Annotated in this window: 12 protein-coding genes and 2 pseudogenes; 10 read left to right on the top strand and 4 right to left on the bottom strand. The window is 48.4% G+C overall.

Annotation, left to right across the window (positions count from 1 at the left end; translation table 11 throughout):
- Positions 1-289 precede the first annotated feature (289 nt).
- The 5 genes from ACI31H_RS01705 to ACI31H_RS01685 all read left to right on the top strand — a co-directional run bounded on the left by ACI31H_RS01705 (position 290) and on the right by ACI31H_RS01685 (position 5,680).
- Positions 290-2,566, top strand: coding sequence for a collagen-binding domain-containing protein (locus tag ACI31H_RS01705; protein ID WP_439770273.1), 2,277 nt, complete (start codon positions 290-292; stop codon positions 2,564-2,566).
- Between the two features lie 69 nt (positions 2,567-2,635).
- Entirely contained in the window at positions 2,636-2,845 is a 210-nt protein-coding gene (locus tag ACI31H_RS01700) for an LPXTG cell wall anchor domain-containing protein (protein WP_439770272.1), read from the top strand.
- Positions 2,846-3,072: 227 nt separating this feature from the next.
- Complete coding sequence (locus ACI31H_RS01695) at positions 3,073-3,450, top strand: cupredoxin domain-containing protein (RefSeq protein ID WP_439770271.1); 378 nt, start codon at positions 3,073-3,075, stop codon at positions 3,448-3,450.
- Positions 3,450-3,737 (top strand): cupredoxin domain-containing protein, encoded by a 288-nt coding sequence (locus ACI31H_RS01690; RefSeq protein WP_439770270.1) that lies wholly within the window; start codon positions 3,450-3,452, stop codon positions 3,735-3,737. Before ACI31H_RS01695 ends, ACI31H_RS01690 begins: the two co-directional genes overlap by 1 nt.
- Positions 3,737-5,680: a copper-translocating P-type ATPase gene (locus tag ACI31H_RS01685; RefSeq protein WP_439770269.1), complete on the top strand. Its 1,944-nt coding sequence runs from the start codon at positions 3,737-3,739 to the stop codon at positions 5,678-5,680. Before ACI31H_RS01690 ends, ACI31H_RS01685 begins: the two co-directional genes overlap by 1 nt.
- Positions 5,681-5,747: 67 nt before the next feature.
- On the opposite strand, the gene msrA is transcribed toward ACI31H_RS01685, so the two are convergent.
- From msrA to ACI31H_RS01670, 3 genes are all read right to left on the bottom strand, one after another.
- Positions 5,748-6,284, bottom strand: a complete 537-nt coding sequence (gene msrA, locus ACI31H_RS01680; RefSeq protein WP_439770268.1) for a peptide-methionine (S)-S-oxide reductase MsrA — start codon at positions 6,282-6,284, stop codon at positions 5,748-5,750.
- A gap of 18 nt (positions 6,285-6,302) precedes the next feature.
- Positions 6,303-7,163, bottom strand: coding sequence for a MetQ/NlpA family ABC transporter substrate-binding protein (locus ACI31H_RS01675; RefSeq protein WP_439770267.1), 861 nt, complete (start codon positions 7,161-7,163; stop codon positions 6,303-6,305).
- Between the two features lie 449 nt (positions 7,164-7,612).
- Positions 7,613-8,251: a TenA family protein gene (locus ACI31H_RS01670; RefSeq protein ID WP_439770266.1), complete on the bottom strand. Its 639-nt coding sequence runs from the start codon at positions 8,249-8,251 to the stop codon at positions 7,613-7,615.
- A 204-nt stretch (positions 8,252-8,455) separates the two neighbouring features.
- Here ACI31H_RS01670 and coaA point away from each other — a divergent pair, with 204 nt between their 5' ends.
- Entirely contained in the window at positions 8,456-9,379 is a 924-nt protein-coding gene (gene coaA / locus ACI31H_RS01665; RefSeq protein WP_439770265.1) for a type I pantothenate kinase, read from the top strand.
- On the opposite strand, the gene ACI31H_RS01660 is transcribed toward coaA, so the two are convergent.
- Positions 9,380-10,555: an ATP-binding protein gene (locus tag ACI31H_RS01660; protein WP_439770264.1), complete on the bottom strand. Its 1,176-nt coding sequence runs from the start codon at positions 10,553-10,555 to the stop codon at positions 9,380-9,382.
- 282 nt (positions 10,556-10,837) lie between these two features.
- Here ACI31H_RS01660 and fsa point away from each other — a divergent pair.
- The 4 genes and pseudogenes from fsa to guaA all read left to right on the top strand — a co-directional run bounded on the left by fsa (position 10,838) and on the right by guaA (position 15,905).
- A pseudogene (gene fsa, locus ACI31H_RS01655) lies at positions 10,838-11,494 on the top strand (fructose-6-phosphate aldolase).
- Positions 11,495-11,504: 10 nt separating this feature from the next.
- Positions 11,505-12,026: a triose-phosphate isomerase gene (locus ACI31H_RS01650; protein WP_439770263.1), complete on the top strand. Its 522-nt coding sequence runs from the start codon at positions 11,505-11,507 to the stop codon at positions 12,024-12,026.
- Between the two features lie 10 nt (positions 12,027-12,036).
- Positions 12,037-14,057, top strand: a pseudogene (gene tkt, locus ACI31H_RS01645) (transketolase).
- Between the two features lie 291 nt (positions 14,058-14,348).
- Complete coding sequence (gene guaA, locus ACI31H_RS01640; RefSeq protein ID WP_439770262.1) at positions 14,349-15,905, top strand: glutamine-hydrolyzing GMP synthase; 1,557 nt, start codon at positions 14,349-14,351, stop codon at positions 15,903-15,905.
- Positions 15,906-15,936 lie beyond the last annotated feature (31 nt).

The raw sequence follows: 15,936 nt of genomic DNA, 5'->3' as shown, positions 1-15,936 counted from the left end.
TATGGGTTTTTCTGTCCACTAAAATGTTCAACTTAAATTTTACAATCTGCCATATAGTAAGCGGTATATTTCTGTTATATTGTTATACCGGTATTTCTGATAAGAACCTTTAACTTAAAGTTGAAAACAAAAAAGAATTAATAGTGGCTATCTTATCGATTATTTAGTAAAAGCCCATAAATTGCATAACTTGATGAACAAATATTTAGCTCTAGTTCAATATTCATTTTGGTAGTAGATTATTCAACTGCAAGTAAAATTATTTATAGAAGTTATTGGAGTAATTAAAATGTTGAATAATCAATCTGCAAAGAGTCATTATAAGTTGTATAAGTCTGGAAAAATGTGGGTAGCAACACTAGTTACCGTGACGGTGCTGGGAGCAACGGCGGTAACTACAACTGCCCACGCGGCGGAGAATACCGCGACGACGACCACGACTGCTATTTCTCATGCAGATGCGGCCGCACAGCCAGCTACTGCAGCAACGGCTAATTCCGCACAAGCCGCTGCCGACCAATCGGCCGAGGCCACCGTACCTGAACAAACTGATGCGGCTAAACAGTCGACTACTGCTGATAAGACTGATGACCAAGTAGCCACGGGTAACCAGTCGACCCAGGCTGATGCTAATAAGCAGGCTACCGCTAATCAGAATGCCAACACGAACAAGGCTGACCAAGATAACAAGGGTAAGGCCGAAAACGATAAGAACAACCAAAATGAATCCCAAGATAAGGACAACCAATCTAAGTCAAAGGATAATCAGGGCCAATCAACCAATAATAACCAAACGGTAAATGATAACAAGGGCCAACAAACCGCGAACGGCCAGGCTAAGCCAACGGATGGTAAGGATAAGTCAGCGGAAACACTACCAGCAACGATCTATACTGATGAACAGTTACGCAAGTTGCTGGTTAACGATGCGGACCTGGCCAAGCAACTACTAGGCCATGCAATGATTTTCCATATTCTTTCTAAGGATACTTTTATTGGCGCGGATGTTAACGGTAACATTGCCACCGATGAGTTGAAGAGAGGCCCAGAATTTGGCTCTCGTGGCGACTCACATAACCGTACTACTAAGGACGTTTACTACATTGGTAAAATTGATAAAAAAGATGTAATTGGTGGAAATGCCTTCCGGACCGGGAATAATTATATCGTCCTTGGGGATGACACTAACGTTACGTTTAACGGTGATCAAGTTTTAGTTAATGGACAACGTCTTGATCACGTGAAAAAGTCGGATGTACAAGTAGTTAAGGGTTACATTAATATTGCAAATGAACTGAGTGCTTTGCAGGATACCTCAGACCGGTTAGCAAGACTTCCACAAAGCGAAAAGGTAGTTGTTAACTTTTCTGATATGAACAACCGTACCATTGACGTTAGCAAGGCAGCGGGTCAGTTAGTTGTAGTTAATATTGACGCAAGCCAGTTGGAACAACCGCAACCAATCACGATTAAGGGCCTTAGCAGCCAGCAGGATGGGCCAGTTGTGGTTATCAATGTTACTGGTGGTAAGTCCGGAATCAACTGGCAGACCCAGTCCCGACTGATTTATGATGATGGAACACAGATTTCACCGAACGAAAGCCACAGTAAGCCTAACCACGTTTTGTGGAACTTTGGTAGAGCAACGCAAATTAATATTCAAAGTGGGCATTTACTAGGAAGTGTTCTGGCACCTAACAGTAGCTTTGATGCGGGTGTTAACGTGGACGGAAACATCATTGCTAGTAGTGTTAGCATTACCGGTGGTGAATCACACCGTTGGGACTTATGGGCACCAGAAATTGAATTCCCGGTTTTCCCTGTTTTCCCACCATCGGATAATCCAAAAAATCCTAGTAACCCAACAGAGCCGGTGAACCCAAGTACACCAGGTAACCCAAGCACACCGGAGACGCCAAGCACGCCGGAAACCCCAAGTACACCGGAGACGCCAAGCACGCCAGAAACTCCAAGTACACCAGGGAATCCAAGCACGCCAGAGACTCCAAGTACGCCAGAGACGCCAAGTACGCCGGGAACTCCAAGCACGCCGGTAAACCCAAGTACACCGGCTACTCCATCTACACCAGAGACGCCAAGTACGCCGGGAACTCCAAGCACGCCAGAGACTCCAAGTACGCCGGGAACTCCAAGCACGCCGGTAAACCCAAGTACACCGGCTACTCCATCTACACCAGAGACGCCAAGTACGCCGGGAACTCCAAGCACGCCAGAGACGCCAAGTACGCCGGGAACTCCAAGCACGCCGGAGACGCCAAGCACACCGGGAACCCCAAGTACACCAGAGACTCCAAGCACGCCAGAGACTCCAAGTACACCGGAGACGCCAAGTACACCAGAGACGCCAAGTACACCAGAGACGCCAAGTACGCCGGGAACTCCAAGCACGCCGGAGACCCCAAGTACACCAGAAAACCCAAGTACACCGGGAACTCCAAGCACGCCGGTAAACCCAAGCACACCGGCTACTCCATCTACACCAACAACGCCAACGGAACCGGTTAACCCAACAACACCAGTAAACCCTACTGAACCAACCGTTTAGGATGACTTCGCGGCTACTCATAATGAAGACCATCCTGAAAAGCCGAGTGATCACCAAAAGGCTCCTGTAGTGAGCCGTGAAGGTCACCACGAAAACGGCACGACTCCGGTTAATACGCCTAACCAGAAGTCGACCACGGCAGTAGCGCAGTCCGAAGCTGCGGGTACCAATACTGGCCTACCACAAACCGGTAACCACCAGTCGGTACTTGCCCAGCTTGCTGGTTCCCTAATGGTTGCCTTTCTGGGGATCTTTGGTTTACGTAAGAAGAGAGTCTAGATAAGATACCCTCCCCCAAACCAGTATACTTTCTTAAAACCAATGGCCACTAAGGCAATGAGAAGCAACTTTGCTTCTGCTATACTTCTACTATGAGAAAAGCTACGGACAACCTGCCCGTAGCTTTTTATTTACTTCAAGTTTTTATGTTGACAAATGTAAACACTGGGTTTATAGTTACAATTGTAAACGAAAAAGGATGGATACATTTATAACGAGGTGAGAAAATGAATGCTAGCCAAGTAATTGTCTTAATTGTCGGCTTGCTGCTAATCGCCTTTATCCTTTGGTGGTTCTTTGGTAAGCATACGGAAGCAGTTGGGCAATCGACGATAGTCAATCAGGCCCAAAATGCAACCATTGTGGTTAACGGTGGTTACTCGCCGTCAACCGTTGTTTTGAAGAAAGGTGTACCGGGCGAAGTTAACTTTGAGATGCACGATTCAACTGCCTGTTTATCACACGTGGTTTTTGAGCAACTCGGGGTTAATAAGGACTTAACCAAGCAGAAGGTAACAACGGTTAAGATCCCAACTGATAAGAAGGGAACCTTTAATTTTGCTTGTGGGATGGATATGTTTCATGGAAAGGTCGTTGTGAAATAATGAGTATTTTTTCAAAAGAACAAAGTAAAAAAGTTGTTGTATCAGCCGCTAATCATGGTTACAAGCCGGAAACCGTTGAGTTCAAGCAGGGGAAGCCAGCAAGTTTGAAGTTCGTTCCCAAGGGTGACATGGGCTGTATGAATGAAGTGGTTTTCAAGAACCTCGATGTTGACGTTAAACTGGATGGTCAAAAGGAGGTTACCGTTAATATTCCAACCGACCAACCAGGAACTTATAACTATGCTTGTGGGATGGATATGTTTCATGGAAAGGTAGTTGTAAAGTAATGAAGCTCACTAATATCCAGCGCTTTTGGATTTCCTTCATTCTTGTAATCCCCATGCTAATCCAGATGTTGGCGATGCCCTTTCACTGGATGATGCCTTACTATAACTGGATTGCCCTCCTTACCACGACCATCATCATGCTAGTTTCGGCTGCTCCATACTGGAAAAGTGCAATTGGGGCTTTTAAAAAGCATAATGCCAATATGAATACGTTGGTGGCAGCGGGGACCGCGGTTGCCTACTTCTACAGTATTTTCGCGATGGCAACCGGCCGGCCAGTCTACTTTGAAAGTGCCGCCTTCGTAACCGTCTTCGTTTTACTCGGCGACGCCATGGAGGAGAAGATGCACAATAACGCCTCTAATGCCCTGGGGAAGCTGATGGGATTACAAGCGAAGGAAGCGGAAGTACTTAAAGATGGTCAATTTGTTAAAGTCCCGCTAGACCAGGTCCAAGTTGGTGACCTGATTCGGGTTAAGCCGGGTGAAAAAGTACCGGTTGACGGAACGATTACCGATGGTTCTTCTACCATTGATGAGTCAATGGTCACTGGTGAAAGCATTCCCGTGGCTAAGAGGGTTGGTGATCCGGTCGTTGGTTCCACGATTAATAGCAACGGGACCATTACGTTTAAGGCTACTAAGGTTGGCTCTGATACCATGCTGGCTCAGATCGTTGACATGGTCAAAAAGGCCCAGACCAGTCATGCCCCAATTCAAAACCTAACCGACAAGATTTCTAATATTTTTGTCCCAGCGGTTCTCATAATTGCCATTTTAACCTTTATCGTTTGGTACTCCTTCCTAGGGGCAACAATGGTACAAGCAATGCTCTTTGCCGTTTCGGTAGTAGTAATTGCCTGCCCGTGTGCCCTTGGTTTAGCGACCCCAACGGCTTTGATGGTGGGAACCGCCCGCAGTGCCAAGATGGGGGTTCTGATTAAAAATGGTGAGGTACTCCAAGAAGTTAGTGACCTGGACACGGTCGTCTTTGATAAGACCGGGACGATTACGGTTGGCAAGCCGCAGGTAACAGACGTGGTCGGTGACGCTAGCCAAGTTTTACAAGTTGCCGCCAGCCTAGAGGAATCCTCTGAACACCCTTTGGCAACCGCCATTATGAAGCGGGCCCAAGCTGACGGGCTGACGGTTGAAAAGGTGCGTGAGTTTGCGGCCATTGAAGGTAAGGGGGTCCGTGCCGAATACCAAGGTCAGGAGGCCTTTGTCGGCAGTGAACGGCTCCTGGATGAAATTGACATTTCGTCGGAAATGAAGGCCAAGGCCCAGCAGCTGCAGAACGCAGCCAAAACGGTGGTCTATGTTGGCCTGGCTGGAAAGATTATTGGCCAGATTGCCATCCAAGATGTTGCAAAACCTAGTTCACCAGAGGCAATTGCTGAGCTGAAAGCCCGGGGACTTAAGACCGTTATGCTAACTGGTGACAATGAGGCGGTTGCCCAGGCCATTGCCCACCAAGTCGGCATCGACCAAGTGATTGCTGGAGTACTACCAAATGAAAAGGCCCAGCACATTAAAGAGATTCAGGATACGGGTGCGAAGGTGGCCTTTGTTGGTGATGGTATCAACGACGCTCCGGCCCTTTCTACGGCTGATGTCGGAATTGCCATGGGTTCCGGAACGGATATCGCAATTGACTCCGGGGGAATTGTCCTCGTTCAAAATGATTTACGCGGCGTTGTGCGCGCGCTTGATATTTCTAAGAAGACCTTTAACCGGATTAAGTTAAACCTCTTCTGGGCGTTGATTTACAACACGGTAGGAATTCCAATTGCTGCTGGACTATTTGCGGCCGTTGGCTTCCAACTGAGTCCAGAATTGGCAGCGTTGGCGATGGCCTTTTCATCGGTATCGGTAGTGACCTCATCACTGCTGTTGAATAAGACTAAGATTGCTGGCGATAACACTGCACCGGCTACTGAATAATGTAAAAGAAATGGCAAGGAGAAGATTCTCCTTGCCATTTCTTTTTCTGACCTAATCTGGCGCCCGGTTACTTATGATTCTGTTCGTCCACTCCCCAATGCTCCTGCTTGAACTGTTTGCGGCCACTTTCTTCGGCGGCAAAACGTTCCGGATTCTTCTTATAAAACTGCTGGTGATAATCCTCGGCCAGGTAAAAGGGCTGGGCATCTTCAATGGTTGTCACAATCGGCGCGGTAAAGCGTTGACTTTCAGCCAACCGCTTTTTAGAGGCCTCAGCGATCCGGCGCTGTTCAGCGTTCCGAACGAAAATTACTGGGCGGTAGTTGTCACCACGGTCCTGGAACTGGCCCAGCGCGTCCGTTGGGTCGGTCTGGTGCCAATAAATGGTTACCAGGTCGTCATAGGAAACAATTGATGGATCGAAGGTAATTCGCACGGCCTCTGTGTGACCGGTAGTTCCAGCCTTCACCTGTTCATAGCTTGGATTAGGAACATGACCACCGGTATAGCCAGATTCCACTTTTATGATTCCCGGATAGGTATCAAATGGCTGAACCATACACCAAAAACAACCACCCGCAAAGATAGCAGTATCTAAACTCATTAAAATCCTTCCTTTCCTTTAGTTCCGCCCGAAGATTGGCCAAGCAGCAACTTGACTCCCCTTGTACGTCTTTTGAATGGCCCGTTTAGTGGCCTCCGTCTGGTAGGCACTAACTACCTTCTTATAGGTCGGGTTATTCTTATCCTTGGCCTGCACGGCAATAATGTTAACGTACGGCTTAGCCCGTTTATTAACCGGCTCTAAGTAGAGGGCGTCCTTTTTCGGTTGCAGATTAGCCGCCACCGCGTAGTTACCATTAACGATCGATGCATCAACTGAGGTCAGTGCCCGGGCAGTTTCTGCCGGGTCGACTTCTTTAAACTTTAAGTTTTTAGGGTTGGACGTAATGTCATTGAGGGAGGGCTTGATTCCACTATTCCCCTTAACCTTGATTAACCCGGCTGATTGTAAGAGGTTTAACCCTCTTCCCAGAGTAGTCGGCTCATTAGGAATTGCGATCGTTGCCCCATCTGGTAGGTCCTTTAGCCGTTGATACTTCTTTGAATAGATCCCCAACGGCGAAATTACCGTATTCCCAATACTTGTCAAATGGGCATGCTGATTCTTGTTGTAGGAGTCAAAGTAGTAGCGGGTCAGGCAAGAGTGCATGTCGATTTTTCCTTCTTTTAACGCCACGTCCGGTTGGACATAATCGTTGAAGGTCACGTATTTGATATTGATGTGTTCCTTTTTTAGCCGGGTACGGACATTATCCCAAACTGGTTCGGAGTCCGTTCCGACCAATCCTAACCGGACTGTTTTTGTTACTGCCTGTTGATGGCGCTGGTAAGCTAAATCGCCTAAACCCGCAATTACTAATAAAACAATAATGATTCCAATGATCCAGTTTCGACGTTGCCGCCGTTTCCTTCTTTGCATTCGTGCTTCCTCCTTATACCAAAAAACGCCCCGAAAAGCAGAACTGACTGCTTTTCGGGGCGTTTAAATTTAAACGCGTTACCACCCGGATTTAACTGGGCCTCACAGCCCAATCCTCAATGAGTACTAACATACTCAGACCTGATATCGAGGTCACCCCGCACGGTCGCTCATCAGCCGACTTACCACCGTGAATCGCTCCAAGACCATCTTCACCATTGCTAACTGGATGGGTTTACACCAAGTCCCGCTCTCTGGGCCAGTTAATGAATAGTTACTCATCTTTTCTCAGCGTTTTATAATTTGATTGCCACTATAATATAATGGCAATTTGACAGTGTCAACTAATTTTCCCTAAATATTTTGGACGGGGGAATGGGGTGAGCGGTTCCTTGAAGGGGTTACTATGTGAAAAAACGACCGGTTTTACTTTCTCCCGGTCGCTTTTTCTAGTTCGTCCATTGTTGCTGTTCAAAGGCCATCTGCCAAAACTGTTTTTCGTAGTAACACGAGACGTTAAACGCCCGTGTCATTTGCTGACGGGCCGGTTCATCCGCACTGTGGACGATGGCCTTCATTTGTTCAGTGCTAGCGGTGAAGTCGGCTGCGGCGTAACTATCGAAGAATTCTTGATAAAGCGGAACCGGACTGTGGTGGTCGGCCAATTTTTGGGCGACCTGACTGTAAAGCCAGTAACAGGGGAGGAGTCCCGCCGTGGCGGCCGCTACCCCATACTGATTTAGCTGGTAGTACATATGAGTGATGTAGGCGTAAGCATTCGGTGCTACCGGGGTTGCCGCAATTTCCGCACTAGTAAGATTAATCTCCCGATGCATTTTGGCCCGGGCCAGGTCTTCACCTTCACCGAGGTGTCTTAAGGTAGTGGCATCCGGTTCCGGGAGGTGGTCAGCGATTAGCTGGTGGAGTTGGTTAAAGGCAGTGAGGTAGTGGTGGTCTTGGATAAGGTAGTAACGGAAGGTGGCCCGGGGCAATTCTCCCGAACTAAGCTGACTGATAAAGGGGTGGGCGATACTTTCCTGGCAGGTTTCTTGAATGGTATCGCTAAGTGTAGTAGTGAAATCGGACATGGGACGATGCTCCTTTTGTATAATTAGTTTTCATTATAAGGCAAAGTAGGGCCGCAAAGGAAAATTTCCAGCACCTTTGACCCAAATTTGCTATACTGGTGGCTGAAAGTACTAAGTGAAAAAATACACGAAATGGTATCTTGGCGAAAACATGCTATTATTGATAGTAACCGTTTACATTAAGATATTAAAAGGATTTTGAACATGGATGAATGGATGAATTATGAACAATTCGATCGGCAGACGTGGCACAGCTTTTTCCCGGCTGACTCGGTCCACCTCAACCAGGAGAACCTTGATGAAATTAAATCGTTAAATGACCGCATCTCAATTAAGGATGTACAGGATATTTACCTACCACTAATCAAGCTGGTTCAGTTACACTACCAGAATTTCTTGAGTTGGCAGATGCAAAAGTCAAACTTCCTCCGGCAACCGGTCCGGCGGGTACCGTACATTATCGGGATTGCGGGCTCAGTAGCTGTTGGTAAAAGTACAATTGCCCGGCTTTTGAGTATCCTGCTAAACAAGTTACTCCCGGACAAACGGGTCGAGCTGATGACTACCGATGGTTTTCTTTATCCAAATGCGGAATTAAAACGGCGCGGGATCATGGATCGCAAGGGTTTCCCTGAGTCATATGATATGGAGAAACTTTTGAAATTCTTGAATGACGTAAAGGCTGGTGAACCAGTTGTTACCGCACCGACCTATTCTCACCAGGTTTACGATGTGCAACCGGACAAACCGCTAGTAATTGACCACCCGGATATTTTAATTGTCGAAGGAATTAATACATTGCAGTTACCGACCAACCAGCGGCTGTACGTCAGTGATTACTTCGATTGGTCAATCTACGTTGATGCGGACCCCGACCTGATTGAATGTTGGTACCTGCAACGGTTTGGCCTGCTCCTTAAGACCGCCTTTACGGATCCTTCTAACTACTACTATCCGTATTCGCAGGGTGACCGTGACGAAGCATTTGCGATGGCTAAGGATGTCTGGCAGCAGGTTGACCTCCCGAACCTAACCGAGTTTATTTTGCCAACCAAAACCCGGGCCAACCTGATCTTGCATAAGACCCATGGCCACGTGGTTGACCGCCTCTACCTTCGGCACGACTAGCTATTCCATTAACCAGTCCACCAGGTTAACGGTGTGGAAGGGTAACTGACTAGTATCACCCTGGTAAGGTTTGGCCGTAATTAGTGTTCGTGTGCAATCGACTGGTGCATGGCGTAAACCGTTACTAGCCTGCTCAAGGGCGGCCGGTGTTAGCAAAGAAAAATTAAACTGGAAGAAGTGCCGGCGACCGTTGCGGATAGCGACAAAGGTTACTGGGTGACGGGCTGTCCGGTTGGTATAGACGTCGTAGCCACGCAGCCGGAGTTCATTAAAGACGACTGTGGTAAGATTAGCGGCCGACAACGCTCCGTGACGGTTAGTGAGGAGCCAGTTAAAACAGGAATCGACGGGAAAGTAGGGAACGTTGGTGGTCTTCGCCCGACCGGTTCGCCCGTCGAGCTCTGGACAGGGCGCGAACAAGAAGCACTTTTGTAAAAGACCTAAGTAGGTTGCGAGGGTCTTATTAGAGACCTTGACCTGGGCCTCCTGGAATACGGCTACGGCTTGTGAGATATTAACCAGCTGGCCTGGTCGTTTGGTTAAGAAGGTCGCTAGTTGGACGGCCAAGCGAGGATTACACAGTCCAGACTGACGGGCAAAGCAGTTGATGATAATGGTATTGAGGACCTCTTCGAAATAGTTTTGGGCTGATGAGTGGTTACGAATCTCCTGAGCAAAGGGGAAACCACCGGTATTTAGGTAACGGTAGAGGGTTGCCAGACTAGCCTCCTGGTGGTGGTAACCAACGAATTCACTGAAGCTTAAGGGACCCAGGTAGGTTAGCCGACAGGGAAAGGACGCCGTCAGCGATTTGACCCCGGTCTCGGAACTAGTAACGTAAAGATCCACTGCGGGTAGTTGAACGAGTTTTTGAATTAATTGATTATAATTTGGTAAGCACTCGAGCTCATCGAGGAAAACATAGTGTTGTTTTCCGGCGGTGAGCTCCTTTTTTATCTGTTTAAAAACGTTCTGTGGGTTAGCCAAGATTGCCGTGGGGCGGTCAAAGCAGCGATAAATGATTCGCTGGCTAGCGACTCCCTGGCGGCGTAAATAGGTATGAAACTGCTCCAGGAGAGTAGTTTTACCCGCGCGGCGCACCCCATAAATCACCTTAATATGGCCATCACTTATTGAATTCTTTAATTGGTCTAGTTGCTTTGAACGAACGAACATCCAGTCATCTCCACTAAAATTACTTGAATAACCGAATCATAACAGAAGTTGTTAACCTGTGCAAATTTGGAATAGATTCCAAATATATCAACATTATTTGCCTTCACAAAAGGTAAAAAAGTAAATTTTACTAAAAAAGCATTGTCGCCGTCACGGGTATGCAAATGGTTGCACAAAATAAAATTGGTCTACTTATCTTGACAGATCTTGTAATACCGATTAAGAACTTAAACATACTGATTAACCAGCAAAAGTAATTAACCTAATGAGGAGATTGTAACGATGAAAATTTTTGCCGATACAGCGAATATTGAAGAAATTAAACGGATCAACGACCTGGGATTATTAGACGGGGTAACGACTAACCCCACTATTATTGCCCGTGAAGGGAAGGACTGGGAGACCGTTGAAAAGGAGATTTGCGCACTCGTTGACGGGCCAGTTAGTGCCGAAGTAACGGCTGATGATACAGACGGAATGGTCGAACAGGCCCGGGAGTTAAGCCAGTGGGCGGACAATATTGTAGTAAAGATCCCGATGACTGAAGCGGGGCTAAAAGCGGTCAGCATCCTCTCTAAGGAAGGGATTAAGACCAACGTAACCCTGGTCTTTTCGGCCGTTTAGGGGATGTTAGCAGCCAAGGCGGGGGCTACTTATGTTAGTCCCTTCCTCGGCCGGTTAGATGATATTGGTGCCAGTGGGCTAGAGTTAGTTGAAAAACTGCGCCAGATTTTTGATATCTACGGTTACCAAACAGAAATTATTGCGGCCTCTATCCGCCATTGCCAACACGTCGAACAAGTGGCCCTGGCTGGTTGTGACATTGCCACTATTCCGGGACACCTGATCCCTAAGCTCTGGGAGCACCCATTAACAGATAAGGGCTTAGCAACCTTTAAGAAGGATTGGGCTGAATTTGAACGTCTCCAGCAAAAGTGAGGTGGCAGGGATGCTTAAGAAACGCAATTTAATACCAGAATTTAACCGGGCCAATACGACTAAATTAGAAGTCCGGACAGATCTTGACCAGCGGCCGGTAGTGATAACTGACTGTCAGACCTTTTCGCTACTTGACCAGCCATCAACAGTAGTGAACCAGCAATTGAAGCGGGTACTAGCCGCAAATAATCACCCCGTCCTGACCATTGATGAGGGAGACCTACGCTTGACCCCCGTTGACTTTGCCGACCGGGTCAACCAGCGCCTTGCCAACGTTTTGGAAGGAATTAGCGCCGCGGCAGTTACCCGGTTAACCATTATTTATGCACCACGGTGGGCGGCCGAATACCGTTTACCGGCCGATGCACAGCGGATTCGAATTGCCCACCGGCAGATTCGGGACCTGTTTCAGATATTGTACGATCAAGACACCGCGCGTCACGTTCAGATTATTTATGGTGGCTTTGCCTTTGAAAATGAATATACCATGATCATGAACGATCTTAACGTTGATGGTGTCGTAGCGAAGTGAGGTTTAAAAGATGATTAGTAGTTTAAACACGGTGCTTAACCGGCCGCGGCAGCACGAATTTACTTTAAATGACCAGTTGGCGGTGAACGCCCTCCGCTTTATGAGCATTGATATGATCGAAAAGGCTCGTAGCGGTCACCCGGGTTCACCAGTAGGGATGGCGCCAATAGCCTATACGCTTTGGGAGAAGTTCTTGAACTTTAATCCTGACGATCCGCAGTGGCTCAACCGGGACCGCTTCGTATTATCAGGTGGCCACTGCTCGGCCCTGTTATACAGTTTGCTCCATTTTAATGACTTTAATGTGAGCCTGGACGACATTAAGAACTTTCGTCAACTGGGTTCCAAAACACCTGGTCATCCTGAATACCAACTAACGCCAGGTGTTGATGCCTCTACCGGGCCACTGGGGCAAGGCTTTGCGATGGCCGTGGGGATGGCGATGGCCGAACGTCACCTAGCCGTCCAGTATAACCGCCCTGGCTTTCCATTATTTGACCACTTTACCTACTCAATTGTTGGGGATGGTGACCTGATGGAGGGTGTCTCTGAGGAGACCATTAACCTCGCAGGTAAGAACCGACTCGGGCGCTTGATCGTCCTCTATGATTCTAATGATGTTACCCTTGACGGCCCCTTGAGCTTAAGCACGAACGAAAGTGCCGCTGCCCGTTTTGAGGCGGCCCACTGGGATTACCAGTTAGTAGAAGATGGTAATGACCTGGCCGCAATTGCGCGGGCGATTCGCCATGCCCAACAGAGTGACCAGCCGTCCCTAATCGAAGTTAAGACGATTATCGGTTTTAATACCCCGGATGAGGGGACAAATAAGGTTCATGGTTGTCCACTGGGAACCCACAACGTAGCAGTTGCCCGGGAGAATTATGGTTGGCCGTACGCACCATTTGAGTACCCAACCGCGGTTTACGAGCAGTTTGCTCACTATGCCAGTGCTAAGGAAGTCAAGTATCAGTCCTGGCAAAAATTGTACCGGGCCTATCGGGCTAAGTTCCCCGAACAGGCTCAGCAGTTAAGCCAAAAGCACTTGGCTGCGGCCCACCTGACGAGTCATCACCAGGTCGGTGACCAGGTTTCTACCCGGGTGGCAAACGCGGAGACGATGCAGGACTTGGCCGCTGCTAATCCCCAACTATGGGGTGGGTCGGCCGACCTCTTTTCATCTAACAAGACTGATTTGAAGGGTAACCAAGTCTTTCGGCCTGCTAACTATGGGGGCCGGAATATTTACTTTGGTGTTCGAGAATTTGCCATGGCTGCGGCCACGAACGGGATTAACCTTCACGGTGGGAGCCGGGCTTACTGCAGTACCTTTATGGTTTTTAGCGATTATCTAAAGTCGGCCATTCGGCTAGCTGCTCTCCAGCACCTACCATCGATTTTCATCTTCACTCACGACTCGTTAGCGGTCGGGGAAGATGGTCCGACCCATGAACCGGTTGAACAGCTCGCAATGTTACGAACAATTCCTAATGTTCAGGTTTTCCGGCCGGCCGATGCCAATGAAGTAGTCAAGATTTGGCAAGTTATTGCCAAGACCACTGACCGGCCGAGTGTGATTATCGCTTCCCGGCAAAACTTACCTGTACTGGCAGCGACGGTTAATGCTGACGTTGCGCGGGGGCTTATGTGGCCGCCGATGCAACGGCCCACCAGCCCGCCGGAACCATTATGGCTAGCGGCTCAGAACTATCATTGGCATTAGCGACTAAAAAACAGTTGGCCAGTGATTACGGTGTCGATGTTCGGGTCGTTTCCGTGCCAAGTATGGAACGCTTTAACCAGCAAACGGCGGAGTACCGAGAAAGTGTTCTGCCGTCGACGGTCCGGGCCCGGTTGGCGGTTGAGATGGCCTCACCGTTGCTGTGGGGACAATACGTTGGCCTGGATGGAAAAGTCCTTGGCGTTGATGACTTCGGAATGAGCGGTGACGGTAAGCAGGTAATGACTAAGTATGGCTTTACCGTTGATAACGTCGTCCAATGCTTTCTTAAAGTGCTGAGAAAGGGGTGATGATAATGATCGTGAAGGTCAATGAAGAATTAACACAGTTAGACCAACAAGCCGTGAAGGAAGAATTAGCCCTCTTGAACGCGGCATTAAATAACTGATCAGGCAGCTGGTCATTCCAACAAAACATTCCATCTGAAAGGGAGGGGCGGTGAAGTTCTATTCGTTGATTCACCGCCCCGCCTTTTTTGCAAAAAAGAGAAACAATTAATCGCCCGAAGCGGTTGACCGTCCGTCTTTTACCCTGTAAACTTAGTTGCAATGAGGATAAAAAAGAATGAAGGAAGTGGCAATGTGGCAAACGTTAATCTAGATGCATTTGACAAGATTATCGTCCTTGATTTCGGTAGCCAGTATAACCAGCTGATTACCCGCCGGCTACGCGATTTCGGGGTTTATTCCGAACTACTGTCGCATAAGATTACGGCCGCCGAAGTTAAGAAGATTAAGAACCTCAAGGGGATTATCTTCTCTGGTGGCCCCAACAGTGTATATGATCCAGATGCATTCAAGGTTGATCCAGAAATCTTTAATTTAGGGATTCCAATCCTAGGAATCTGCTACGGGATGCAGTTAATGTCCTATGACCTGGGTGGTAAGGTTGAAAAGGCTGAAAACTCCGAATACGGTCGGGCGGACATCGAGGTGCTCGATGACGACGCCGTTCTTTTCAAGGGCTTACCGAAGAAACAGTTTGTATGGATGAGCCACGGTGACCTGGTTACCAAGGCACCAGAAGGCTTTAAGGTGACGGCTACCAGCAAGAACTGCCCGATCTCTTCAATTGCGGATGATCAGCGGAAGTTCTACGGTATTCAGTTCCACGCGGAAGTGCGGAATTCTGAATACGGCTTGGATATCTTACGGCGCTTCGCCTTTGACGTTTGTGGTGCTAAGGATAACTGGACGATGGATGACTTCATCGACTTGCAAATTGACCATATTCGTAAGGAAGTCGGTGACAAGAAGGTTATCTTGGGACTATCCGGTGGGGTGGACTCCAGCGTGACGGCCGTTTTGATCCACAAGGCTATTGGTGACCAGCTGACCTGCATCTTCGTAGACCACGGTCTGTTGCGGAAGAACGAGGCTGACCAGGTCATGAACGCCTTAAACCGGGACCTCGGGGTTAACATCATCAAGGTTGATGCTGCCGACCGCTTCCTGGGTAAGCTGAAGGGCGTCACGGACCCTGAAAAGAAGCGGAAGATCATTGGGAAGGAATTCATCGAAGTCTTCAATGAAGAAGCCAAGAAGATTCCGGATGCTGACTTTCTGGCCCAGGGAACCTTGTACACCGACGTGATCGAATCCGGGACCGACACTGCCCAGACAATCAAGTCCCACCACAATGTCGGGGGCCTGCCAAAGAAGCTTGGTTTCAAGCTGATTGAACCACTGCGCAAGCTCTTCAAGGATGAAACCCGTGAACTGGGTGAAAAACTGGGGATTCCGCACGAATTAGTATGGCGGCAACCATTCCCAGGCCCTGGCTTAGGTATCCGGGTGATCGGCGAAATTACTCCGGAAAAGTTGGAGATTGTTCGTGAATCCGACGCCATCCTGCGCGACGAAATCAAGAAGGCCGGCCTTGACGAGAAGATCTGGCAATACTTTACTGTTTTGCCAGGCATTCGTTCCGTTGGGGTTATGGGTGACGGCCGGACCTACGATTACGCGGTTGCCATCCGGGCCGTAACCTCGATCGACGGGATGACCGCTGACTTTGCTAAGATTCCGTGGGATGTTCTCCAGAAGATCTCGGTCCGGATCGTAAATGAAGTCGACCACGTTAACCGCATCCTTTATGATGTCACGAGTAAGCCGCCTTCGACGATCGAATACGAATGATGTTGCTTATTAACTTGATAGCGGAATCCTA

The organism is Limosilactobacillus sp. (assembly GCF_051873035.1).
Classification (GTDB): domain Bacteria; phylum Bacillota; class Bacilli; order Lactobacillales; family Lactobacillaceae; genus Limosilactobacillus.
Note: the sequence above shows the minus strand (reverse complement) of the source record. Positions and strands in the feature narration are given on the sequence as shown.

Bases quoted from the DNA above. Each gene is read 5' to 3' on its own strand.
- ACI31H_RS01705 (WP_439770273.1), top strand. From the start codon at position 290: ATGTTGAATAATCAATCTGCAAAGAGTCATTATAAGTTGTATAAGTCT.
- ACI31H_RS01695 (WP_439770271.1), top strand. From the start codon at position 3,073: ATGAATGCTAGCCAAGTAATTGTCTTAATTGTCGGCTTGCTGCTAATC.
- ACI31H_RS01690 (WP_439770270.1), top strand. From the start codon at position 3,450: ATGAGTATTTTTTCAAAAGAACAAAGTAAAAAAGTTGTTGTATCAGCC.
- ACI31H_RS01685 (WP_439770269.1), top strand. From the start codon at position 3,737: ATGAAGCTCACTAATATCCAGCGCTTTTGGATTTCCTTCATTCTTGTA.
- msrA (WP_439770268.1), bottom strand. From the start codon at position 6,284: ATGAGTTTAGATACTGCTATCTTTGCGGGTGGTTGTTTTTGGTGTATG.
- ACI31H_RS01675 (WP_439770267.1), bottom strand. From the start codon at position 7,163: ATGCAAAGAAGGAAACGGCGGCAACGTCGAAACTGGATCATTGGAATC.
- ACI31H_RS01670 (WP_439770266.1), bottom strand. From the start codon at position 8,251: ATGTCCGATTTCACTACTACACTTAGCGATACCATTCAAGAAACCTGC.
- coaA (WP_439770265.1), top strand. From the start codon at position 8,456: ATGGATGAATGGATGAATTATGAACAATTCGATCGGCAGACGTGGCAC.
- ACI31H_RS01660 (WP_439770264.1), bottom strand. From the start codon at position 10,555: ATGTTCGTTCGTTCAAAGCAACTAGACCAATTAAAGAATTCAATAAGT.
- ACI31H_RS01650 (WP_439770263.1), top strand. From the start codon at position 11,505: ATGCTTAAGAAACGCAATTTAATACCAGAATTTAACCGGGCCAATACG.